Source organism: Dyadobacter sp. CY345, from assembly GCF_021502725.1.
Taxonomy (GTDB): Bacteria; Bacteroidota; Bacteroidia; order Cytophagales; family Spirosomataceae; genus Dyadobacter.
In genome coordinates this window covers 670,127-693,024 of record NZ_JAKFFS010000002.1, presented here as the reverse complement: position 1 = coordinate 693,024, position 22,898 = coordinate 670,127, and the positions used below count along the sequence as shown (strand labels likewise).

The following is a 22,898-nucleotide window of genomic DNA, read 5'->3' as shown; positions in this document are numbered from 1 at the left end:
AATATTCAACGAGCCAACATCTGATTTTATAGTATCATTATGACTTGTTTTGCCGTCATAAAAAATAAAGAACCCCGGAAAATCCAGGGTTCTTTACGCACCACTACTCAACGTTAAGAAATAAAGTTAAAAGGAATCATGTTATAAATAAATAAAACTTATCAAAAGGCATGAATGAAAGAGCGATTTGAGTTGAAAAGCTGTGAAATTATACGCAACGAGCTTTTACCTACAATATTTCTATTATATCCGGATCCGAACTTTCCTGATCGTCTTCATATTCCCATTCCAGAACAGATTCGATAGGATAACTGATACCAATTTCTTCCGAGGTTTCCTGATCAATTTTTTCGACATATACATTTAAAAGTTGATTGTAAAATCCTTTATGCCGGGTTCCATTCAAGTCAGTAAACAAGAGTGGAATATGGGGTGATGGTATGTCTGAGCTTTTCATCTTTAGAATAATTTTGAAAATAAAACAATTGATCTTTTCCTGTTGGGTAAGTAATTAAGCGATTATCTTCTACCAATAATACGCAATGTGACCATTTTATTTTGATACGTATTAGATAAGGGCACCATTTCGCCACGCCAAAGTATACCATCACGATGCGTAGAAAAAATGATATCCTTTTAAAAAGTGCTTTCGAAGAGGCCTTTCCAGATTTGCTCACATTCTTCTTCACAGATGCGGAATCCATTTTCGACATAAGACGAGGTTTTGAGTTCATGGATAAAGAATTGAACGAATTATTTCCCGAACTGGAAAAGAAAGGCGGCAGCCGGTTTGCCGATATGCTTGTCAAAACATATCTTCTTAACGGTCAGGAAGAATGGATTTTGATTCATCTTGAAATTCAGGGTGAGGGCACTCAGGATTTCGCCGCGCGAATGTTTCAATACTGGTATCGAATTTACGACCGTTACAGTGTCGATATTATTGCGCTTGCAGTATTTACGGGTGGTAAAAACCAAAAACGTCCTGATTCTTTTCACAAAAGTTTTCTAGGAACGGAAATTCACTATAAATACAATGCTTACCACATTCTGGATCATACCGAGAAGCAGCTACTGGAAATGGAAAATCCATTTGCTCTGATTGTTTTGGCGGCCCAAAAAGTATTGCTAATCGACAAAATACCGGAAGAAGAACTTGCCGAACAGCGACTGACAATTGCCCGGGCGTTAATTAAAAGTCAGCGATACAAAAATGAGCAGATCAGGCGGTTTATTTTCTTTTTGAAGACTTTCATCCACATTGATAATCAGAAAATAAATAGTAAATTTGAAAGAGAAGTTGACCTATTAACCGGAAATAAACACGCTATGGGAATTATTGAAACCATAAAAATGCTTGAAAGAGAAGAAGCATTTGAAGAAGGGGTTGAGAAAGGTTTAGAGCTTGGGGTTGAGAAAGGCGAAGAAAAAAGAAATCGTCTTTTTGTGACCAATCTTCTATTAAACACAGATTTTGACATCTCTAAAATTGCAAGTCTGGCTGGCCTGACGCACGAATATGTACAAAAAGTAAAAGATCAGCTTGAACAATAACAAGTTTAAATTACCCTAAGTCGCTCACGATTCAGATAACGCTTTTACTTTTTCCAACGCAGTTGCCCAGGCCTTCGACATTTCATCAAAATATTCTGGTCCCATATCACTTTCGATTTCCAGGTAGGTCATCCCATCTCTCTCTGAAATATGGTATGTCTCCCGCCCGCCTTTTACCTGCTTAGCCAGATCGCTGTCATAGTCCTCCGTATCATTATAAAGTATTCCCTTATACTCAACAGAAAGCTTTTCATTCGCCTCGTTCGTAATTATTTCTCCGATCAATCCACTGTTACTTTCATCAGAAAATATTGCTTTACTACCGACTTCCCAATCCGTGTTTGCGCGGGAGCCTTCACCGAACGCTGTATACCAGATTCTTGTGTAGTGATCAGTAAATAACACATCCCAAACTTTCTCCTTGGGAGCACTGATCAGGATTGACTTTTTGATTCGTTTCATTTCCGTATTCATACGACTAGAATTTTAAAGATTAAACATTCTTGTTTATTTATCGGAGGCGAGGTTTGCGTTTTGAATGGACAATAGTGCCTGGCGCACCGCACTTTAATCCGTTTTTGCAAGAGTCCGACTCGCTTGCAATGAAAATGTTTACAATACCAAAAGCGACAACGATGCTGTCAGAATGATCAGATCACCATTGATATCAGAAAAGACAGATGATATAGTATTCATATCTTCATCCAAAATTTCAATAGAGAAACCCGCTTCCATAACGAGTCTGATAATTAGATTCGGATCAATATTTTTTGTCAGCGAACAAACTCTTAGTATTTTGTCGCAATCTTCAAGATCAAAATTAGCATCGTAGCCATCGAATGTCATGCGGATCCTGTCGACAATCTTAGCTGCTTCTTCCTGGTATTTAACGTTAGTTTTAAAAACTTCTACCATAGGATTTCTTGATTTGTGGATATAGTATTCTCTGTCAACCTTCCAGATTGATAATTCTCACACGTTCGTAAGGAGCTTCTTCTCCCAGCCTTTTCCTTAACAATGTAATTTGCTGACAATCAAATTCTCCGTAATATTCTAACTCAGATAAACCAGGTCCGTTCTGCACGTATTTTCCAGCATAAATTTCTCGCGCAATCGTCAAATGCGGATCGAATTTATTTTCTGTTTTTGAAAATGTAGTTTGCAAGGTGGAGTGAAGATTATGCAACGCATCGCATTTTTCAACCTCCATATACATTGTTCTGTCAAACTGTTCATTGCCAAAAAACTTTATACCATCCAGTTTCACCTGAAAAGATTTGATCCCTGAAAGAGCTTGCAGACTTTTCTTCAAAATCGAATCAATATCACTTGCGCTGTAAAAATGATACAGGGAAATGTGCGGAATCGAGTTTAATACCTGGTTCGACAATCCAAAAGGATCATGAAGTTTTTGTCTGACGATACGCACATCTGCCTCCACTTCTTTGGGAGAAATGACAAATATATACTCGTAAGTTATCGCGTCAAACAAACTTACCTGATTCTTATTTTTGCCATCTTTCATAACTTCAATCTTTATACGTTGGGGTTCGAAAGTGTGATTTAAGAAACTGCTTTATCAGCCGGATTTCTAAAACCAGGTACATGATACGAAATACATCGATCCACTCCGCTGTTTCGGGCAGAATTATTTCATAACCAGCATCGATGAATAATGTTTTCGATAATAATAGGCCAAAAATAAATTCCCGCCAAACATAAAAATTGCGATTGGTATACCTTCCGGAGCAAGGAAAAGATGCACCAAAAATATGTTCACCGTGATCGGTAGAAGCACAACTGTTGCCAATGGAACAAACAGACCGGCAATTAATGCAAGACCGGCGATTGTTTCGACACCTTTTAAAAATGGCATAAAATAACCGGAAGCGGCAAGTCCTTCATTAAAAGTCTTTATAGGTCCGGTCATTTCCGGAACCGGTATTATTTTAAAGAAAAAAACGGCTGCCGAAAACAAGAACATCAAACCCATCAGAACACGAACAATAATTGCTGCAATTCTCATAATTTAAATAGCTTAACGATTGAATAAAATGGTGTTGTTTTAATTTAAACTTTTATTAACCCTGCAACGCTGCCGGATCCATCCAGGATACTTCCCACAAATGACCGTCCAGATCCGCGAAACTATGTCCATACATAAATCCCTGATCCTGAATATCATCACGAGCTACTCCACCAGCTTCCACAGCCAGATTCACAACCTTATCAACTTCTTCCCTGCTTTCGGCCGACAGGACGATGCCAACCTGGGCATATTTATTCGTATCAGGAATCTCCTTTTGGCTTAATTCTTTAAAAAAAGATGCCTCACTAAACATCACGAAAATATTGTCAGCGATGTTCATCGTAGCTCCTTTTTCACTACTGAACTGCGCATTGAAAGTATAACCGAGTTTTGTAAAAAAAGCCACAGTTTTGTCCACATCTTTTACTGGTAAGTTGACGAAAATATGATTTGTCATGATTTCTTTTTTTTAGAAATTGATGATAACGAAATTTAATATAACCATTTATTTTTCAAGTATATTTTTCAGGTTCAAAAGACTCTTTTCCAGATCCTTTCCAAGCATGGCGCGCGTAAAAAGATTGGTGATATTCATTGGATATTTGCTATAACCTGCCATCGACCACGAAACAATGGTATGGTTTTCTGAGGCAGGTTTTGTTATCATTTTAGTGTGTGCTGTTCCTTCGAAGGGTCTTATAAAACGAATTTCCAGATCCAGTTCTTTCCCCGTTTCGATTCTGGTAATTTCCTGTTCGCCTTTTCCAGCTTTGTCATTTCCATCCCAGGCATATACAAAACCGATCGAACCATCCGAACCTTTGAATTCCTTTTTCATATCCGGATCCGTCATGACCCACTTATTATAATGATCCTGATTTTTCAAATATCTGATATAATCAAAAACTTCGGCGGCGGGTTTATTGATCGAGACTTCTCGTTCAATAGTGTAATCTTTTTTAACAAATAATGCAACGATTAGTACCAGGCCGACCAGGGCAACGATAACGAACAATATCACTTTTAAAGCATTCATAATTTAGTCGTTTGGGCTTTGTGGGATGATACAAATGTAATCTCAGAAATTAATTTCGAAAGGGGGCAAACACGGCAAGTTTAGGGGTTAATTGCGCCATTTTATGAAACGGCTTTTCGGTGTTATAGTTGATTATTTAATCGTTAACTTTTACTGTAAAACTATTTTATACAATCGACTGCCACTCGGAATGAAACAGACTACTTCTGTCTGAAAGCGCAACATGGATACGACAAAAAGGCGAATTGGTTTCCAAAGTTCCGGTTGAAAATCCTGAAAAGTAAATAAATATGTCCGCGATCTTTTGATATTGTTGCAGTTCGTCGACATCAATGCTGTTTTTGTCGACGGATATACTCTTATGAACCCTGGACATTTTCGATTTATTTATCTTTGATATATGAAGTTGAACCGCCGTCTGATCCTGAAATTAGCATCCAAAAGAATTGTTCAGCACTGCGTTTTTTGGTTCATTGCTATGCTGTTGCTGGCTGCCATGTATGGCGTAGGTTTGCCGGGGTTCGAGCTACCGTTTGTCATGATTTCCTTTTTCATGCCCTTACATACCGTTTACTTTTACACGATTGCAAATGTTGGTATTCCGCGGTTTCTTCACACGAAACAGTATCTTAAACTCACCCTCTTTCTGATTTTCTGCGTTATCCTTTTTACCCTGATTTTTAGATTAATCGAAATTCTCATAGCTGATCCCATTGTGTATGAAGCCATTAGAAAACAGGATGAAACTTTTGTCTGGCATAAACTGGATGGAACTTTTAAAGAGCAGCTTTTCCGGTATACTTACATATTAAATGCATTTGAACAGGCAAACCTGATTGTCTGGGTTGCCGTCGCTATAAAATTTTTCAAAATGTGGTATGAAAAACAACAAGCCGCACTCGAAGCGGAACTGGTTTTATTGAGGGGGCAGCTGCATCCGCATTTCCTTTTTAACACGCTCAACAACCTGTATGCACTGACGCTGACACAGTCGCCCCAGTCGCCGTCAGTTGTGATTGGCCTGTCGGAAATTTTGCGTTACATGTTGTATGAAGCCAATGCGGACGTTGTGGATTTGCGACGTGATGTTGAAATAATAGAAAATTATGTGGCGCTGGAAAAAATCAGATATGAAGAACGACTTGATTTAAATCTGACTATAAACGGTTTGGAACCAGGCCAACGCATTGTGCCTCTTTTGATTTTGCCATTAGTGGAAAATGCATTTAAACATGGAACAAGTGAAAAAGTCGGAGAAGCCTGGATCAACATGGATTTGCAGGTAAAAGACAACTTACTGAAATTTAAAATATCGAATAGTAAACCTGAACAGCCACCGAAAAAGAACAATGAGAAAAGTCATTCAAGCATAGGACTGGCGAATGTGAGGAAGCGGCTGGCGATCCTTTACCCTTCGGCGCATCAGCTCAGGATCCTTGAAGAAGAGGATATTTTTGCTGTAATTTTGGAAATAAATTTAGATAAAAGACTGCAAATCGGACCGATATGAAACTGAAAACGATTTTGGTAGACGACGAACCGCATGCCATTGAGGTACTGTTACAATACCTTCAAAATTTTAGTGAGATTGAAGTCGTAGCGAAGTGTGAAAATGCGATCCAGGCTTTTCAAACCCTACAGCAGCAGAAAATTGATCTGATATTTCTAGATATCAAAATGCCAGGTCTGACGGGTACCGATCTGATGCGGAGCTTAAAAAATCCCCCAAAAGTTATTTTCACAACTGCCTACCAGGATTATGCTGTTGAAGGATTTGACCTGGACGCTGTTGATTATCTGCTGAAACCGATCCCATTTGACAGGTTTCTGCGCGCCATGGACAAAGTTTTTACACTTTTTGAAGTAAGTAGCCGTCAGGTTAGTATCGCAGAAAAGTCTCCGGTTAGTAATAAAGATGTTTTTCTATACCTGAAAGTGGACCGCAAGATGGTCAAAGTGAACGTTAATGATATTTACTGGATTGAGAGTTTGAGGGATTATATAAAAGTTGTTTTGAAAGACAAAGTGTTAATTTCAAAACAAAAAATCAGTATGCTGGAAGAGCTTTTGCCCGAAGACGATTTCATAAGAATTCATCGGTCCTTCATCGTTTCCATTCCCAAAATTGAAGGTTATCATTCCCATGCTGTGGACATTGCCGGAAAAGAACTTCCGATCGGGCGTAATTATAAATCCGACTGCCAGCGCCGCTTCAAAATAGCATACTAATACTTCTCCTGCAACTAAGCTTCGCTCATCGTCATATAACTTTTTTGTGTCGCAGAGCATATTTCGAATTGATTTACTGGTACGATAAGTACACACATACCAATAACTTATAAAATTTTATTTCCAAACACTCAAAATCATTGATGCTTTTTTACAGCCATTCAAAAGCGATTATTATCCGTTAGTCGATGAAAAACGTTGTCCGTCGACAAGGGCGTTACCTTCCGTTTCCAACTCATTTTTTTACGCTAAAATTGCAGAAAAAACAGGAATTCAAGTCGCTCATTTAATTATAACACGTATGAAGAAACATCCTTTTATCTACATTGCTCTATCATCAAAATCTTTTCAATTTCATTCCAACCATTTTTTTGTAGAAACTCTCTTTTAATTAAAATCATCATTAGCCATGTCAAACAGAAATTTATCCACAACGTTGAAGGAAAATCACCGTATCAGTTTTCAGGAAAAACGCACGCCTAAGTATCAACGTCAATGAAAATTGTCGATCCATTCTTCCTGTTCAAAGTTCTTAGCTTCGTGATTTATTTCACGTTGGCCTCACAGGGCGGATTTTACATTCTTTCGTTTTACAAGGTTTTACAGAACCTGCCAACTGAAAGTTTTATCGAAATCCGGAAAGCAACGGACAATGTCATCGCAATGCCGCTCAAAATTCTATATCCTTCCGGGCTGGCATTTATTCTGATATGGCTTGTATTAGCCGACAAGTCTTCCGGGATCCTGGGCTATGGCTTTCTCGCGGCTTCATTTATTCTGCTCGCCACGGATCTGACGCTGGCGGTGAACGTCAATATTCCGTTGAATAAAATCATTCAGCACATGACAGTTGATAATGGTGGAGAAGCAGCATGGGTGCAGCAGAAATGGTTAAAATTTATTTTAATCAGAGGTTGCCTTTCGGTGACTGGATACTTTTCACTCACCCTCCATCTGTTAATCCAGGCCGACCGGTCTTATACATTCCATTAGCGTATAAGCCACTCCGTTCAATCGAATTACCATTCTTTAATACTCAATTCTTAATTTAATTTTAGCCATGTTTAACAAAGTAAAAATGAAAACTCTTTTCTTCTCAGCTAAAAAGCTAGCCTTCGTATTGCTCGCAACAGCGACTGCTTTTACCCAGATTTCTTGTAATGACAACGATGTCGTTGGTGACGGCGGACCCAAAACAGACGCGACAGCCATCATTCCGACAAATGGAAAGACTTATACCTATCAGATTAAGGAAGAAGACGGCTCTGTCGCCACGCAGATTACGCGTGTCAAAAGTGTGAGGGATTCTTCCGGAATAACCGTTTATGATATTGAAAATAAGGTTTCCGAAGATGATGACGAAACAGTGGTGATGATGAAATCATTCAGTAAAAATGGTGTCACTACAAATGAAATCCCTCTGCCTGCTGCGTATGCAAGCATTTTGGAGGAATTTAAAGGGAGCGAATTTGTGAAAAGTGTCAAGATATCCGGGTTTCCACAATACCAGCTTTTGGAAAATAATGCTGTCGTTGGCAGTAAAATGACGTTCAAAGGAGAACCGGTCAAGCTGAATCTGGTTTTAGCTTTTGAAGAAGACGGAGAAGAATTTACCACTGAAATCGACGCGGTGCTAACGCATGATGACGGTGTTGTGAAAAAAGTTGAGAGTATCACCACACCAGCCGGAACTTTCAATTGCAGTAAATGGGAATACAGTTATGAGCTCATCACAAAAACGTTTCTCAACGGCGAGCTTCAGGAACAATCCAATGAAATGCGATTGGTGAGCGCATGGACGGCGCCAGGTGTAGGCATTGTAAAATCTGTTGAAAGTGATATGCTGGAAACGCAGACTTCTGTAACGGAGCTTATAAAAGTGGATTAGCTTTTAGCTTTTAGCTTTTAGCTTTTAGCTTTTAGCTTTTAGCTTTTAGCTTTTAGCTTTTAAAAAGTCAAAATCAGGCTGAATAGGTTCATTTAGCAATTCAGTATCGACAGCATTCTTTTCAATTCTCAAAATTATGAACACTTCCGTTAACCATACATTTCCTGGTGTCGTTCGCCGGGCCCGTAAGAAACGCAGAAACGTTGTGACGGTTCATCAGGGCACCAGGGTTTTCTATCTTGAAGCGCACCAAATTACGTATATGCAGGGCGAAGGCAACTATACCTACGTGCACACCACGGATGGAAAACGTCACTTGGTTTCCAAGACGATGAAAACGATACAAAAGATTTTAAACGCAGATTTTCTTCGTGTGCATAAATCATTTATGGTCAATCCGGACCATGTTCTGTCACGCCTTCGGTGCGACAAAATACTTATGAGCGGTGGAGCGCAGATTCCAATCGCGAGAAGACGTATTCGCGAAACAGACAAAAATCTGACGACCGAATATTTGGGAGCAGGATAAATTTTAGGGTTTATTAGAGTTAGGTAAGCGGAAGGTTCCCGGCCAGTTGACTGGGAACCTTTTTGTTTTATGTCTACCAAACCGATACAAAATTAATTTCCTGCAAGCTGTCAAAGCAAAAAAAACAGGCAGGATCATTACCTTTGAGAACACACCAACTGATACCGTTTTTCCTTTTTTATTATTAAACCTACTCCGCAAATCCGCATGACAGATCGTAAATTCCCAATCGGCCCGTTTGTAAAACAGGAAAATTATTCCGCCGAAGAGCTGGATTCATTTATCAGTATCATCGACACGATCCCTTCCCAATTTCGCGCGCTTGTCGCAGACCTGTCTGAATGGGAATTGGAAAAAAAATATCGTGAAGACAGCTGGACGATCCGGCAAATCGTTCATCACGTCGCCGATATCCATTACTTATATTATTTGCGAATGAAAAAAGCTATTTCAGAACCCGACTACAAAGAACTGACGCTTATTGACATGAACGCCTGGTCGGCCATGCCGGATTCGCTTTCCGCCCCGGTTTCCAGTTCGCTGCTTGCGCTTGAAGGTATTAATCAACGGTTTGTATTATTTGCAAAATCACTCACAGAGGAGCAATTGAATATCCGTTATTTCCATCCGGCAAGACAGCTTTGGTTCTCACAAAAAGACGCGCTGGCAATTGCGGTTTGGCACGCAAACCACCATATCGGGCATATAAAATGGGCGTTGGAAGGAGTATGACTTACTGGATTTCCCAGTTTACAGATGAAGTTCCGGATGGCAAAAGTCCGGCACTTTCTTCTATTACGCCAACCAAGGAATTTACTTTACTTTCAGCAAAGCTTTGAGATCCGAGTGATATTGCGAAGTTAAAAAATGAATAATTTCAAATGCCGCCAGTTTGAGTTTAAAAAACGGATCTTCGCTTATGATTTTCCTGACTTCCTCCTCCGATTCAGCAAGTGCCAGAATAATGCCACCCTCCCGAGGCACTTTCCTCCCCGACGCCACGAATATATTTTTCTTATAATACTTTTTGAGGTATTTGACGTGTGCAGCCATGTGCTCGTCGAGCTCTTCGAGAGGGACGATGTAGGTTAGGGAGATGATGAACATTTTGTTTTAATAATTTAGCGTTGCTGATTTTCATGTTCAACCGGGTAAAATTTGTGCCAGAAGAATTTAGTTGTTTTAATTACGCTATTTTAGGCGAATAATATAATCCTCAATTTATGCAACAAGGTCTTTACGAGCAACGTATTAACAAACACAATAACTCTGCAGTTAGTGAAACGCTATTTCATTGGCAGTCTCAAAATAGCGCAAGACTTGAAACGGCAAAGCGTTATCGTATATAACACAAGAAGAGACAGAGAAAACCATTTTACTTTTTGTGCAAAAAAAAACGACGACGAATCTGGAAATACCTTCGCTTACCTCTTTCTTGGAGCCGCAAATTATCTGGATCATTACGGCTCAAAACCGACGAATATTCACTGGAAATTGGAAGAGCAGATTCTGCATTATATGCGGAAGGAGACTGCGAAGATGGCGGTCGGTTAAAAGTTCGTATTTTCTTTTTACTTGTACATTTTTTATAAACGAAAATAACATTTTAATGATAACAACAAGTTTTAAGCTTTCAGAATCCGAACTCTATGAAAGTTTAGTTGACATATCAAAATCAAAGTTTGTGGTTAAAGCATTTAGAGTAATTGGAATTCCACTTCTTTTTATAACAGTTCTCTTGATCGTTTTTAATAATGTTATTGGAAATTCCTTCCTAAATTTTAGACTTATCTTTCCCATCATTTTCTCTGTGTATATGGTTTTCATCTCAGAAATATCAGCTAAGTTTCAAGTAACCAAACTGTTAAAGAAAAAAAATCCAGTAATAGAAAACATGCAGATCAGCGTTGATTCAAACTATTTTACTCTTACCGGGGAAAGTTTTAATATCAATATGTCACTAGAAAAATTACATTCCATAATAGAAACCAAAAAGTTTTTTCTTTTAAAAGTTTCGGATGGTAGTGCAAACATTATTCCTAAGCGAGCTTTGACGATAAATGATGTAATTCAATTCAAAAACATCATTTCTACTGTACCTGGACTTCAAGTGAAACTAAAATGATATGGCTTAAACCCGGTAATGAATTAATTTATATCGGTTAACTTTTTTAAGGGACAAAAAGAACTGAATGATGTGGTTTTAACTAAAATAATCCTGTGGACAGATTCAACCTAAATAACTTTTCCCAATCAAAATATCCAGAGAATATTGTCCAATCAAAAATCCCCCTCTTTCAAAAAAAACTTCTCACCATCACTTTCAATCATTTGCCAGTCATCACCACTGAATTCAGCCTCACAATATTCGTCATAACAAACTTCTGCATCGAAAATTCTTAGCATAACGGTCACGATCAAGGGGTATAATTCCATGTCATCAATTTCAAATGCGAGTTGGATGATATCAACAGAATCATTGTAACAAGCCATAAAAACCTGAAATTGCCGCCAGGATTTCTCTTTGGCTTTGGCGAGGTTTTTTGTATCGCCACCCGCATTTTTCATTTCTTCATATTCATTATCCCAGAATATTTCCCATTCCAGGAGCATTTCTGGAAGGAAAATATGCTTTTCAATTCCACCGGCGTCGTTATAAATTTTACTCCAGATAAATTTGCTAGTCATTGCACCCATTTCGGCAAATGATTTCTTTTCGATGAAAGACCTTAAACGGGTTTTCAACCCGGCTACCGTATCCATTTGAAAATCATCACCATCTTCTGTTCCAAATTCCAGGGTATTATCGATCACCAAAGCTTCAAATTCGCCATCTTCAAGTCCGGAAAATTTTTCAAATGCCTGGATAAACGCATTGTAGGACGGGATACCTTCCGGCGTATTTTCGTTGTCAAACATATTACGCGCAATGCTCTGGATTCCGTTTTCGGCGGTAATCGCCTCCACTTCACTTTTTAATACATCTAAAACATCCGTTTCACCGGCAAATGACAATGTTTCATATCTTTCGGCTAGGTAATTTTTGAAACTCATCAGCGAGTAAAAATAAGGATCGTCCGGGGATACTTCCGCGTTTTCCTCATCCCACTCACCATCTTCCACAGTATAACCCAATGGAAAAGAAACCGTTTTCCCATCCTCGCTGATATTGCAAAACAGATTTTCCTCTTCTGTTTCGTTTAAATAATAGGTAATTTCCATATCGTTTTATACTAAAATATCTTGTTAATAAATCCTGATCCCTTTTCGCATTTCCATTCGATTACTTACCAAACCAGCAAATACGCGCTGCTCCTGCCGCCGCCCCTATCTTTAGTTAATAATCCTTTCGCGATTAAATCTGAAATGTCACGCCCGGCGGTATCCTGCGAACATTTGATCATTTTGGCCCACTTGGAAGATGTCAGTTTACCGAAGAAATCTTCCTGCATTTTTTGTATCATGAGCCGCGAGGATTCTATCCCTGCAAAATCCGTATCAAATCCTCATTCAAATAATATACCTCTTTTCCCTGCTTTCGCGGGATCAATATTTTCGCAGTGACCAGTTCGTCCATGTACTTTGTAAGTGTGGTACGGGATGTTTTTTGCAAAACGGGGGCAAGATTTTGCGGTTTGCAATAAGGCTGAGAAAATATCACTTCGTTAATTTCCTTGTTGTACCATTTGATATGCGCTTTTCCATAGGCAAGTGTTTCTGCCATTTGTTTGATAATCTCGTCAATAAGAGAGCTGGTCAAAAGTGCAGTATTTTCAACTGCATCCAACATAAAAAGTATCCAGTTCTTCCAAGCTCCACGTTGTGTAACAGCACCTAAATGATAGTAGTAGTCTTCCTTGTTGATAATTATATATTTGGAAAGATAGAGAACAGGTTGGATCAGCAATTTCTTTTGAACGAGATAAAGTAGGTTTAGAATCCGTCCGGTACGGCCATTCCCATCATGAAACGGGTGTATGGCTTCAAATTGGTAATGTGCAATGCACATTTTTACCAGGGCATCGACTGCATACTTTTCGTCATCGTTCAGGAAGTCAATCAGGTTATCCATTAAAACTTCGACAATCCCTTCTCCCCGTGGCGGCGTATAAATGATTTCTCCTGCCCGAAATTCACTCTGTCCACGTTTGATAACCACCTGCGCCTGTGGTGAACGCCAGGTAGAGGTGGTATTCTTAATTTGTTGAAAAATATGAGTGATCAGATCCACATCAATCACATTTTTCAGTTCCAATTGCTGATAACCTGCCCACATCGCTTCCCGGTAACGCAGCACTTCTTTGGTGGCGGTGTCTGTTTGCTCTTCTTTAAAAGTGTCGGTAATCGCCTTATAAAGTTCATCCTCAGTGGTGAAAATATTCTCGATTTCTGTGGAAGTTCGCGCCTCTTGTAATGCAATGGTATTCACCAGCATCAATGGGTTTGGCAATCTCAATACGTTGCTATTTACGGTAGCCAAGGCCCTTGAAGAAAGAACCAATTTTTTTAGAATTTCAAGATCATTGACAATTTCCTCGGATGGAGGCAATGGTTGAAGGTCATTAAAAGGTTTGTTGCGATCGTACATGGTTAAATAACATGTCCAGTTTTTTCTAATACTTGAACACGTTACAAATATATGTCCATTTTCTGAACATAAAAATCAGTCATGTTCAATATTATAAAAATAATGAACAAGCAAATTATAATTAAATGTATTGGCTTTAATAAGAACTAAGTCAAAACAGTTGTGCTTCGATCGCGCGGTAACCTGACCTTGCCAGACCAACCCATACGCTGTACTTCTCCCACCACCATTTAACAAGTTTATTCTCCGCATTTTCCCTTTTATAAACTTGATTTCAAAAATGATTATTATCTTGTAATTATTTTATAATCAATGACTTATAATAAATAATTATCGCAATAACGATTAAGTAATTAAGGTTAAACATTTTAATCTCCGCAATTTTGCGGAGATTAATCTACTTATTCTCCGCATCCTGATCAAAATCAACAAAAATATTAATCCAGATTGCTCTTCCCAGGCGAATGATGATCGGTTGTAAGGAGAATAAAATGACGGTGATTGTTACAAAAAACCATTCGAGCTGCATTTTTACAAAAACAAGAAAAAAAACGGACAAAAGCGTCATCAGGAAAATGACAATTGGAAAACTTGTCCATAAGGCACCGATGTAAAAACCGGGTTCAATTTTGAAATCCTGTCCGCAAACAGGACAGTTATCCGGCATTTTCAATCCGTCGTTCAGGCTGTATGGATTCTGTTTTGTGAACAGCATCCCCCGATGACAACGCGGACATTTCATCCTGATGACGTTAACTATTTTGGACATTTTAATATTTAACTACTGCTGATTTGCGATATTATTCGCTGCTTTTTTTCTCGATGCTTTTTTTTCTCGCTGTTTTTCTACTCGCTGTTTTTTTACCGGTCCGACGGCGGAAAAAGACGTCGGACCGGTGGCTCGTTGCGTCAGATCGCTTTTTGCACCATTCAATTCTCTTTTGAAAGACAAAAACTAACGACCAGATAATGTCCAGCCAGGTGCTGATTGAAGAGCTGTTTCCGTTAAAAATATTCGACAATTACAGAAGAAAATGACACGATCAAGCAACCAACAGATATTGAATATCACCTTTAAACTAAAAAACAAGAGACGCTTTTTACCTTATTTCCCCACAAGTTTCAAACCTTTCATTGCTTTCATACCGATGGCAGGCATTTTTTGAGGCACTTCTAACAGTTTGGTCGGCGCTTTTGGATATTCCTTATAATTGACAAGATAACGGTTGATCACAAAATCTTCTTCACTTGCAAAACCTATGGAAGGATTATTAACATAAGCAGTCAAATCGTATAATTTTTTATGCCAGATTGCAGCGTCTAGATTTCCATCCAGCTGATACACATTTGAAAATCCTTTGTCAAATTTAAAATGGATTCCCTTTTCGGCATTGACGATCAGACTTTCCGGATTTCCGGTCAGCGTGATCGGCATGTAAGTTTTTTTATCGTACACAAATCCACCGTGTGCACTTTTGATATACTCGCGCATAGCTCTCGGCGCGTCACCCACATACAATACATCTACGAGTAGAATTTGTTTGGCAGCATGAAACTGCTCGGCCGAAACAATCAGTGGGAGTTCAGAAATTTTTATCATTTTAATCAAAAAAATCAATACAAAATTTACTTATCAGAACCTTATTCAAGCGCTATTCAAAAGTAAACAATAGTCACAATAGAATTCGATCCATCGACGGAAATATTTAATGAGTTTTGGCAGGAAATATACTGCAAATAGTACAAATCAAATGACATAATTGTATTTTTATAGTTCTGTAATTCAATAGGTTAACCAATTAAAAATTATAACTTACCTCTTAATAAAAATTGCAGCCCAGATTGAACTAACATCGCATTTTATTAGTATTTTTAATTGAGAAGCTGGGATAAACACTAAGTCAATTTTATTTCAAAATGACTGAAAACTTAGCAATCTGCACAGCGCTGGAAGCCGCAGAGAAGCGCTGTTTTTAATAAAAAAGCTGGTTAAACCGACTCAAAAAGCCGGAACTAATATTCTTTTTTCCATTGATAAAAAACACAGTACCTGACTTCTACCTGGCCGCAATCTTTGGTCTGGCTGCCGGGAAAAATCAACGTTATTGTATCTGATCGTATTCATTGATTTAAAACACACTTCAAGCCAAATGTTAGTTTTAAATTTCAACACTTTCATCATCATAAATCGTACAATCCATGGAAGAAGAAGCCAAAGCAATGGAATTAGCGGAGAAAATAATGGCAGAAGTATCTCAATATTCACTTGAAAGACAAAATGAATTATTGGAAACTGTGGTCAGAAAATTGTCCAGCGGCCGCGACCGGGAGGCGCTGGAATTGGAACATAAGGCGATGTTGATACGAAATGCCTCTCACGATCTTAAAAACCGGTTATCCATTTTAAATCACAATAAATAATTCAACTCTAACCTCAGTCAAATCCGATGTACGAACGATACTTAGAAATAGTTTGTAGTATTTGTATTTAGACGATTGTAATAGTATATTTGTAACTGACTGCTACTCACCGGTAGATATTTTTAGATAACTGCTCGTGTTATCATTATCAGATATAAAATTTCAGGCAAGATTTTTTTATAAAATATCATCAGCAAACTAATTACGAGCATTTTGTATTGTTAATTGTCTCTATAAGAGAAAAAACACGGTTAGCAAATCGTAAAAAATACATAAGGTTTTCGTAAACCTCGCTCTATTAACACCAACCGGGGAGCCACAATTTAGTTGTGGTTCCCTTTTTTAATGTAATATAATACGTCGTTTGCTAAGTTGATTATTAAAGATGCAATCTGCGTTTCGGGAATGATAATTGTCTTGTACCTTACTATTGAAAAACACCCAAATGAATTCTGTAAATAATTTGCTTCGAGATTATGATCAAATCGCTTAGAAACATCGCAATATTAGGAGAAGGGACCGCAAATTTTAACGAAAAATACGCTCAGCTTGAAAGAGAAAACCCAACTGAAGCTGTCATCATCGACCCAGACGGAATTGTAAATGCTTACTCTTACGATGGATTTGCATTCCTCAACGAAACCTGGTACAAAAAATACAGCAAAAACTGGCAAACGGATACTTCCGAGATTGACCGATTATTGGTAAATCTGGTGAAAGCATCATCAAGTCACGCCGCGTCGCCAAACCTGAATAAAATCAAAGATTACCTATCAAATCCACCGGAAACGATCGAAAAATCGATCGAGGTCTGGGAAGGGTTTTTTGACCCGCATTTTAAAGATATTTGATGAATTCTGAATCAAACTCATAAATAATATTACCCTTATCTACCTGTCAGATTAGTCTTGGCGTGGTGTTACGGTTATCTGAATACGTATCACAAATCGGACGTCAACTCAATTTTTCAAGTCAAACCTGGAAACGTAAATTTGAAATTACGTCGCAATCATCTTTAAAATTAGCATGATGATAAAACAGAGAAAGCTGACTGGCAGTGGCCAATCAGCTTTCTTCTATATAAAATCAGAAATAACGTGTAAATTATTCCTTAACGATCACATCATGAGCGCCGCCTTCAACAATACTGACAGAAGACACCAAGGTGATTTTAGCTTTTTCTTTTAACAGACTAATTGAAGTTGTTCCGCAGCTACACATAGTTGATTTTATTTTTCCAACCGTAATAGCCAGGTTATCTTTCAAACTTCCGGCGTACGGCACATAGCTGTCGACACCTTCTTCAAACTTCAATCCGTCGGCCGTGTCGCCCATGTCGTAACGCTGCCAGTTGCGCGCCCGGTTAGAACCTTCTCCCCAATATTCCTTCACATAATTACCCTGAACAATTAATTTACGTGTCGGACTTTCATCGAAACGGGCAAAATATCTTCCCATCATCAGAAAATCGGCACCCATCGCCAAGGCCAGAACCATGTGATAATCCTGCGCAATTCCACCATCAGAACACAATGGAACGTAAACTCCGGTTTCTCTGAAATATTCATCCCGAGCCTCAGCCACTTCAATCAGCGCTGTTGCCTGACCGCGGCCTATGCCTTTTGTTTCTCTGGTAATACAAATTGAACCGCCGCCAACACCTACTTTTATGAAATCAGCACCTGCTTCAACCAGATATAAAAATCCTTCTTTATCGACAACATTTCCAGCGCCCACTTTCACTTTATCACCAAACTCAGCTTTGATATATTGAAGCGTTTCTTTCTGCCATTCTGAAAATCCGTCGGAAGAATCGATACAAAGTACGTCAGCGCCAGCATTAACCAAAGCCGGAACTCTTTCTTTGTAATCACGTGTATTAATTCCTGCGCCAACGATCAATTTCTTTTGAGAATCAGAAAGTTCCAGCGGGTTGTCTTTATGGTTGTCATAATCCTTACGGAATACGAAAAATTTGAAATTGTTATTTTCGTCAATCACCGGCAAGCTGTTCAGCTTGTGATCCCAGATAATGTCATTGGCTTCCTTTAAAGAAATTCCCAGTTGAGCGGTAACAAGATTTGCAAAAGGCGTCATAAACTCTTTGACCTTTTTATCCAGCCCGTCAGTACTTGTGCGGTAATCCCGGCTTGTCACAATTCCCAAAAGTTTTCCTTCGGCAGTTCCGTCATCCGTTATCGCGATGGTAGAGTGACCCGTTTTCCCTTTTAACTGAATGACATCTTTTAAAGTATGCTCCTGCGTAAGATTTGCAGTACTGATAACAAAACCAGACTTATGATTTTTCACTTTCCGGATCATTGCTGCCTGCTCTTCAATACCTTGTGAGCCAAAAATGAAAGAAAGCCCTCCGTTTTTAGCCAGAGCAATCGCCATTCCATCGTCAGAAACAGACTGCATGATGGCCGATACAAAAGGAATATTCAGTTCAATATCGGATGTTTGTCCTTTACTGAATTTGGTTAGCGGGGTTTTCAAAGAAACGTTGTTAGGAACACATTCCTTGGTTGTCAGACCTGGAATCAACAGGTATTCGCTAAAAGTCCTTGATGTTTCGTTTAAATACTGAGCCATTTTATTTGTTTTTTAGATTTTATGACGCCCTTGGCCGCAAACATATTTTCAGCTAAAATCTGAGCTATGAAATGCATCGCTGCATAATCATTATTAGATTTTACCGATAAGTATGTCAAACCACCCAAGTTTTTAAGCGCCGCATTTTGAAGTTTTAATTTAAAAGAGGATCTTGTTTCCGGATCAGACGAAACGTCAAACATATTTTCCGGAGATTTTTCTAAAATGTATTCTGAGGAGTGAAAACTATTCCGAAGAGTAAAAAAAGCAGAGCTTATATTACAAAAAAACCTGACAGTCAGATTCTTATCAGGAGTTTCATATCTTTTCAAATTTGCCGTTCTGTGCCCTTGTTGCTTTATTCCTGCAACTTTCCGGCTTTTCAACCCGGGCAACTCAACAATTTTGAAACCTTTTTTCATAAATATATTTATAGAGAACACTATTTCGGTGAAATAATTCACTTCAAACCGAATATAATTTTTCTACGGACAACATTAAATCCGCCAGAACAGAATACAATTTTGATTCGGTATTAGGTGTTCTTTATATAAAGGCACAAAAGTAGTACAATTTAAAACAGTTTTCACGATATTATCATGAGAAATTACTATAAATGAGATTATCCCCGAAGTTCTCAGGGCAATAATTCATCAAATGTAATTGCGGCATAGTAGACTGCGCCAATGGAAGCCGTACAGTATGCCTGATACACTTCTTTGTTCATGAAATTATTCGTGCCAAATTTAACTACGAATTTCATAGTTGAGAACTAATTACTTATCCGTCCATCCAATGTCGAGAAGGCCGCGATTAAGTATTCGGAATTTGGCCTTCCGCTGATTTCGAATTGTAATTGATCACTTTTTCAACTTTGAAAATGATACTAATAGATACGCCGTCCTTACTTTCAATATTAAAAGTCCCACCGAGCTGAAGGCTCAAACCAGACATAAGACTCATTCCGAGCGTCTTACGTTTTCCAATATCAATGTCTTGAGTTAAACCTATTCCATTATCCGAAATTTCGAGAGATACTTCGTTTGCGTTGAGCCATTCCATAATAATCGTAATTATTCCTTTTTCCCGCCCTTGAAATGCACTTTTTATGGAATTGGTAATCGCCTCATTTAAAATCAGGCCGACAGGTACCGCCTGAGAAACGTCTAGTTCTATAAAATCGATTTTCGTATTAAAATCAATATGACTCTTTGTATCGAAACTATCCAGCAAATACGCTATCAGCTCCTTTATGTATACGAGCATTTCCACCTTCGCCACGCTTTGAGATTCGTATAATTTCTGATGAATTAATGACATGGCAAACATTCTATGCTGACTATGCCGGATTGCTTTTAAGGCAGCCTCATTGTCAATAAATGCTGATTGCGTGTTAAGAAGGCTCATCACAATCTGAAGATTGTTTTTTACACGGTGGTGAATTTCTTTTAAAAGCCACTCTTTCTCATTGAGCAGTTTTCCCTGCTCCCATAGCAAACTTTCTAGTGAAGCGTTTTTCTGATTGATCACTTCCTGTTTTGCTTGCAGCTGTTTATGGCTTTGCTGTTTGATATAATATCTGTAAAACCCTATCCCCATCAAAAAAAACAGGAAAATTCCGCCGGTAATAATGATATTCCTGGTTTGCGCAGCCTCCTGTAATTGCGTCTGGTTGCGAAGTATTTTAATATCCTTCTCTTTGTTTTCAGTTTCGTATTTTATCTTCAGCTCTTCAATCTGACGGCTATTAATTACATTGAAAACGGAGTCTTTCAACATACTGTGCTGCCGAAAATGTTCGATGGCTGAAACATAGTCAGACGAAGCAGAATCAATTTGAAATGACATCAAATACGCCCTTTGCAAGATTGATACAGGCACAATTCCTGGTGGCGCAGTCAAAACCTGAGAAAGGTATCTTTTTGATTTATCGTATTTTTTGACATCGAAATAGAATTTTCCAATAGCGTAATACAAATAGATCGCCCTGATCCCTCCAATTTTTTTACTCCAAACCGACATTTCATCAAAGTATTTTTCTGCAAGAGGAAACTCTTTAAGTGCATTGTAACAATGACCAAAACTTTCGGCAAACATGGTTTTCGTGATCGGGTATACGGGCGGATGCTTTTTTTTCTGATTTTGCAAAAACGCGAGTGCCTGATGTTCTTTACCTTGTGCGATCATCACACGGACAGTATTACGAAGGGTGGCTGCATATAAATATTCAAACTCACCCTTTTCCTCAATTAACGTCAGTGCTTTTTGATATTGTTCCAGACTTGATTGATTGTCCCCCATATCGCGGTAAATATTACCGAAATAGAAAAAAACGATGTCCAGATTATTATAACCCTGCGTATTTTCCGCACTGGTCAGCGCCTGCATTCCATAACAGAGTGCTTTGCTAAAATCACCTCGGAAATAGTTTAGACCCATTAACCCGCTGTACGCCTCTTGCATTTTAGACGTACCAATCTCCTTTTTGAATGCCAGTACCTGATAATAAAGATCTTCTGCGTCGGTAAGGTTTCCTTTTTGCAGGTAAATAAAGTCAGCCATCTGAACAAGTATCCCACTTTGTTTTTCCTTATTATTTCCTTTCTTCACAAATTTTAACGCTGTCTGAAAACAGGTCATCATTTCATCATAATTTCTATCATCCACCAGTTGTGGGGAAAAATGCGATTTAATACGCATGAAGGCCTGGCCAAACCTGAACCATGCCTCAGACATTTCATCAATATTATTTGAATTATCGACACTGTTTATGACGCGCCGGAAAAACCTTCTACCATTAACTAAATCGCCCCGCCGGATAGCAGCGGTACCGAGTAAAAAGAGCGACTCTTGCCAATGAAATTTTAATTTCGTCGAATCGCTCATAGTAAAAGCTCTACCGAAATAGGATTCAGCTTTTTTAATATCTGGGAGACTGGCATCGGGTTTATCGAGAAAATATGAACCCGTGTGAAGAAGTTTAACTATGTAATTTGTATCGTTGTTTGTTTCACCTTGTGACTTTGTTAAATCATTGTTACGCACTTGTGCAGCCCCATTGAGATGCATGGCTGCAATCAGCAAAAAAAGGGTCCATATTATATTAACATGCCTCAGCATAACTCTTAATTGGCTAAATTAAACACAGCACCTTTAATTTTATAGGCTGAGACCGCCTTATAATCAGCAAATTAGAAAGCGTGTAAATAGGTGTATTATTCTAAACACTATCGAATTAAGTAGTCTAAAATACACAAAATCGAGCTTTCAAAATCGCAATCGATAAGATGTACAACATTTAAAGTAATTGGTACAACAAATAACAAAAATCAAAAAAAAGGACAACCATGATGCATATACGCAAAAAGGGTCGCTTTCCAGGAAAGCGACCCTTTTTGCGTATTAATATCTCTCAGTTATTTATAGCCATAAGCAACAACTGTTTCTGTCTTTTGGTTGCTGAATTCTGCACGCCCGTCATAACCATCAACTACCAAAACATGCGCTCCCATACCCGCTGCCTGCTTCTTCATTTTTTCCATATCGTGGGATTCGAAATTGGCCATTCCATGTCCCTGGCGACCTGATTTGACCTTAATTTCTCCTTTTTTCATCAAGCCGACTACTAAAAGCGGGTTTGTGGTTAGAATAATTTTCTGCCAGTCTTCCTGCCCGTGAATTTCTACTTTTTGACTTATTGGCTCAATTCTGCCAGACTTGTAAATGATTTTTTCGACTTCTGCCTTCCCTAATTTTGAAGTATTTGAATTCTCAGGTTCTGTGTAGACAACAGTACTTTCTGTAATATAATTTACCTTACCATTTAATTTTGACCCATCGTGTTTGACAATAATATCCTGACCATGAACTAGTTTAAATGAACTAAGAATAATAACAATCGCGAACAAATATCTATTCACCTTTTAAAGAGTTTAGGGTTATAATCAGGCAAATATATCGATAGAATTTATTCTATAAAAATAATAACTATAAATATCAACAAATCAACTTAATTATTTCTAATAAAAC

At 38.4% G+C, this 22,898-nt stretch carries 30 protein-coding genes; 11 read left to right on the top strand and 19 right to left on the bottom strand.

Annotation, left to right across the window (positions count from 1 at the left end; genetic code table 11):
• Positions 1-229: 229 nt before the first annotated feature.
• Positions 230-457, bottom strand: coding sequence for a hypothetical protein (locus L0657_RS12615; RefSeq protein WP_235151155.1), 228 nt, complete (start codon positions 455-457; stop codon positions 230-232).
• Positions 458-612: 155 nt separating this feature from the next.
• Here L0657_RS12615 and L0657_RS12610 point away from each other — a divergent pair, with 155 nt between their 5' ends.
• Complete coding sequence (locus L0657_RS12610; protein WP_235151154.1) at positions 613-1,554, top strand: hypothetical protein; 942 nt, start codon at positions 613-615, stop codon at positions 1,552-1,554.
• Positions 1,555-1,578: 24 nt separating this feature from the next.
• Here L0657_RS12610 and L0657_RS12605 read toward each other — a convergent pair whose 3' ends face one another.
• The 7 genes from L0657_RS12605 to L0657_RS12575 form a co-directional block, all read right to left on the bottom strand.
• A complete protein-coding gene (locus L0657_RS12605; RefSeq protein WP_235151153.1) occupies positions 1,579-2,028 on the bottom strand; it encodes an SRPBCC domain-containing protein in 450 nt (149 codons plus the stop codon).
• A 138-nt stretch (positions 2,029-2,166) separates the two neighbouring features.
• A complete protein-coding gene (locus tag L0657_RS12600; protein ID WP_235151152.1) occupies positions 2,167-2,469 on the bottom strand; it encodes a hypothetical protein in 303 nt (100 codons plus the stop codon).
• Positions 2,470-2,503: 34 nt separating this feature from the next.
• On the bottom strand, positions 2,504-3,079 hold the full coding sequence (locus tag L0657_RS12595; RefSeq protein ID WP_235151151.1) for a 2'-5' RNA ligase family protein: 576 nt from the start codon (positions 3,077-3,079) through the stop codon (positions 2,504-2,506).
• A 123-nt stretch (positions 3,080-3,202) separates the two neighbouring features.
• Positions 3,203-3,580, bottom strand: coding sequence for a hypothetical protein (locus L0657_RS12590; RefSeq protein WP_235151150.1), 378 nt, complete (start codon positions 3,578-3,580; stop codon positions 3,203-3,205).
• 55 nt (positions 3,581-3,635) lie between these two features.
• Complete coding sequence (locus L0657_RS12585) at positions 3,636-4,040, bottom strand: VOC family protein (RefSeq protein WP_235151149.1); 405 nt, start codon at positions 4,038-4,040, stop codon at positions 3,636-3,638.
• Between the two features lie 48 nt (positions 4,041-4,088).
• On the bottom strand, positions 4,089-4,619 hold the full coding sequence (locus L0657_RS12580) for an SRPBCC family protein (protein WP_235151148.1): 531 nt from the start codon (positions 4,617-4,619) through the stop codon (positions 4,089-4,091).
• A gap of 166 nt (positions 4,620-4,785) precedes the next feature.
• Positions 4,786-4,995: a hypothetical protein gene (locus L0657_RS12575; RefSeq protein WP_235151147.1), complete on the bottom strand. Its 210-nt coding sequence runs from the start codon at positions 4,993-4,995 to the stop codon at positions 4,786-4,788.
• A gap of 24 nt (positions 4,996-5,019) precedes the next feature.
• On the opposite strand from L0657_RS12575, the gene L0657_RS12570 reads away from it, so the two are divergent.
• The 6 genes from L0657_RS12570 (at position 5,020) to L0657_RS12545 (ending at position 9,997) form a co-directional block, all read left to right on the top strand.
• On the top strand, positions 5,020-6,129 hold the full coding sequence (locus L0657_RS12570; protein WP_235151146.1) for a sensor histidine kinase: 1,110 nt from the start codon (positions 5,020-5,022) through the stop codon (positions 6,127-6,129).
• The gene (locus L0657_RS12565) at positions 6,126-6,848 is read left to right on the top strand and encodes a LytTR family DNA-binding domain-containing protein (protein ID WP_235151145.1); all 723 of its coding nucleotides are present in this window, start codon (positions 6,126-6,128) and stop codon (positions 6,846-6,848) included. Before L0657_RS12570 ends, L0657_RS12565 begins: the two co-directional genes overlap by 4 nt.
• 495 nt (positions 6,849-7,343) lie before the next feature.
• Positions 7,344-7,841, top strand: a complete 498-nt coding sequence (locus tag L0657_RS12560; RefSeq protein WP_235151144.1) for a hypothetical protein — start codon at positions 7,344-7,346, stop codon at positions 7,839-7,841.
• 85 nt (positions 7,842-7,926) lie between these two features.
• Positions 7,927-8,736 carry a hypothetical protein gene (locus L0657_RS12555; RefSeq protein WP_235151143.1) on the top strand — a complete coding sequence of 270 codons (810 nt, stop codon included), beginning with the start codon at positions 7,927-7,929 and terminating at the stop codon, positions 8,734-8,736.
• 136 nt (positions 8,737-8,872) lie between these two features.
• Positions 8,873-9,265, top strand: a complete 393-nt coding sequence (locus L0657_RS12550) for a LytTR family DNA-binding domain-containing protein (protein ID WP_235151142.1) — start codon at positions 8,873-8,875, stop codon at positions 9,263-9,265.
• Positions 9,266-9,472: 207 nt separating this feature from the next.
• Positions 9,473-9,997 carry a DinB family protein gene (locus L0657_RS12545; protein WP_235151141.1) on the top strand — a complete coding sequence of 175 codons (525 nt, stop codon included), beginning with the start codon at positions 9,473-9,475 and terminating at the stop codon, positions 9,995-9,997.
• Positions 9,998-10,078: 81 nt separating this feature from the next.
• Here L0657_RS12545 and L0657_RS12540 read toward each other — a convergent pair whose 3' ends face one another.
• Complete coding sequence (locus L0657_RS12540; RefSeq protein WP_235151140.1) at positions 10,079-10,372, bottom strand: YciI family protein; 294 nt, start codon at positions 10,370-10,372, stop codon at positions 10,079-10,081.
• 171 nt (positions 10,373-10,543) lie between these two features.
• Here L0657_RS12540 and L0657_RS12535 point away from each other — a divergent pair, with 171 nt between their 5' ends.
• Both L0657_RS12535 and L0657_RS12530 read left to right on the top strand, forming a co-directional pair.
• Positions 10,544-10,819, top strand: a complete 276-nt coding sequence (locus L0657_RS12535; protein ID WP_235151139.1) for a hypothetical protein — start codon at positions 10,544-10,546, stop codon at positions 10,817-10,819.
• 55 nt (positions 10,820-10,874) lie between these two features.
• On the top strand, positions 10,875-11,390 hold the full coding sequence (locus L0657_RS12530) for a YcxB family protein (RefSeq protein ID WP_235151138.1): 516 nt from the start codon (positions 10,875-10,877) through the stop codon (positions 11,388-11,390).
• A gap of 155 nt (positions 11,391-11,545) precedes the next feature.
• On the opposite strand, the gene L0657_RS12525 is transcribed toward L0657_RS12530, so the two are convergent.
• The 5 genes from L0657_RS12525 to L0657_RS12505 all read right to left on the bottom strand — a co-directional run bounded on the left by L0657_RS12525 (position 11,546) and on the right by L0657_RS12505 (position 15,453).
• Positions 11,546-12,487 carry a hypothetical protein gene (locus L0657_RS12525; RefSeq protein WP_235151137.1) on the bottom strand — a complete coding sequence of 314 codons (942 nt, stop codon included), beginning with the start codon at positions 12,485-12,487 and terminating at the stop codon, positions 11,546-11,548.
• A gap of 65 nt (positions 12,488-12,552) precedes the next feature.
• The gene (locus L0657_RS12520; protein ID WP_235151136.1) at positions 12,553-12,729 is read right to left on the bottom strand and encodes a hypothetical protein; all 177 of its coding nucleotides are present in this window, start codon (positions 12,727-12,729) and stop codon (positions 12,553-12,555) included.
• Positions 12,730-12,743: 14 nt separating this feature from the next.
• Positions 12,744-13,853 carry a Fic family protein gene (locus L0657_RS12515; RefSeq protein ID WP_235151135.1) on the bottom strand — a complete coding sequence of 370 codons (1,110 nt, stop codon included), beginning with the start codon at positions 13,851-13,853 and terminating at the stop codon, positions 12,744-12,746.
• A 397-nt stretch (positions 13,854-14,250) separates the two neighbouring features.
• Positions 14,251-14,622 carry a DUF983 domain-containing protein gene (locus L0657_RS12510; protein WP_235151134.1) on the bottom strand — a complete coding sequence of 124 codons (372 nt, stop codon included), beginning with the start codon at positions 14,620-14,622 and terminating at the stop codon, positions 14,251-14,253.
• Between the two features lie 336 nt (positions 14,623-14,958).
• Complete coding sequence (locus L0657_RS12505) at positions 14,959-15,453, bottom strand: hypothetical protein (protein ID WP_235151133.1); 495 nt, start codon at positions 15,451-15,453, stop codon at positions 14,959-14,961.
• Between the two features lie 599 nt (positions 15,454-16,052).
• Here L0657_RS12505 and L0657_RS12500 point away from each other — a divergent pair.
• Both L0657_RS12500 and L0657_RS12495 read left to right on the top strand, forming a co-directional pair.
• Positions 16,053-16,274 (top strand): hypothetical protein, encoded by a 222-nt coding sequence (locus L0657_RS12500; RefSeq protein WP_143072068.1) that lies wholly within the window; start codon positions 16,053-16,055, stop codon positions 16,272-16,274.
• A 476-nt stretch (positions 16,275-16,750) separates the two neighbouring features.
• The gene (locus L0657_RS12495; RefSeq protein WP_235151132.1) at positions 16,751-17,125 is read left to right on the top strand and encodes a hypothetical protein; all 375 of its coding nucleotides are present in this window, start codon (positions 16,751-16,753) and stop codon (positions 17,123-17,125) included.
• Between the two features lie 253 nt (positions 17,126-17,378).
• Here the strand turns inward: L0657_RS12495 and L0657_RS12490 are convergent, their stop codons facing one another.
• The 5 genes from L0657_RS12490 to L0657_RS12475 form a co-directional block, all read right to left on the bottom strand.
• Positions 17,379-18,869 carry an IMP dehydrogenase gene (locus L0657_RS12490; RefSeq protein WP_235151131.1) on the bottom strand — a complete coding sequence of 497 codons (1,491 nt, stop codon included), beginning with the start codon at positions 18,867-18,869 and terminating at the stop codon, positions 17,379-17,381.
• Positions 18,854-19,291, bottom strand: coding sequence for a hypothetical protein (locus L0657_RS12485; protein WP_235151130.1), 438 nt, complete (start codon positions 19,289-19,291; stop codon positions 18,854-18,856). The genes L0657_RS12490 and L0657_RS12485 overlap by 16 nt, the downstream gene beginning before the upstream one ends.
• 215 nt (positions 19,292-19,506) lie before the next feature.
• The gene (locus L0657_RS27890) at positions 19,507-19,632 is read right to left on the bottom strand and encodes a hypothetical protein (RefSeq protein ID WP_255717826.1); all 126 of its coding nucleotides are present in this window, start codon (positions 19,630-19,632) and stop codon (positions 19,507-19,509) included.
• A gap of 50 nt (positions 19,633-19,682) precedes the next feature.
• Positions 19,683-21,938 carry a histidine kinase dimerization/phosphoacceptor domain -containing protein gene (locus L0657_RS12480; RefSeq protein ID WP_235151129.1) on the bottom strand — a complete coding sequence of 752 codons (2,256 nt, stop codon included), beginning with the start codon at positions 21,936-21,938 and terminating at the stop codon, positions 19,683-19,685.
• Between the two features lie 347 nt (positions 21,939-22,285).
• Positions 22,286-22,789 carry a hypothetical protein gene (locus L0657_RS12475; RefSeq protein ID WP_235151128.1) on the bottom strand — a complete coding sequence of 168 codons (504 nt, stop codon included), beginning with the start codon at positions 22,787-22,789 and terminating at the stop codon, positions 22,286-22,288.
• Positions 22,790-22,898 lie beyond the last annotated feature (109 nt).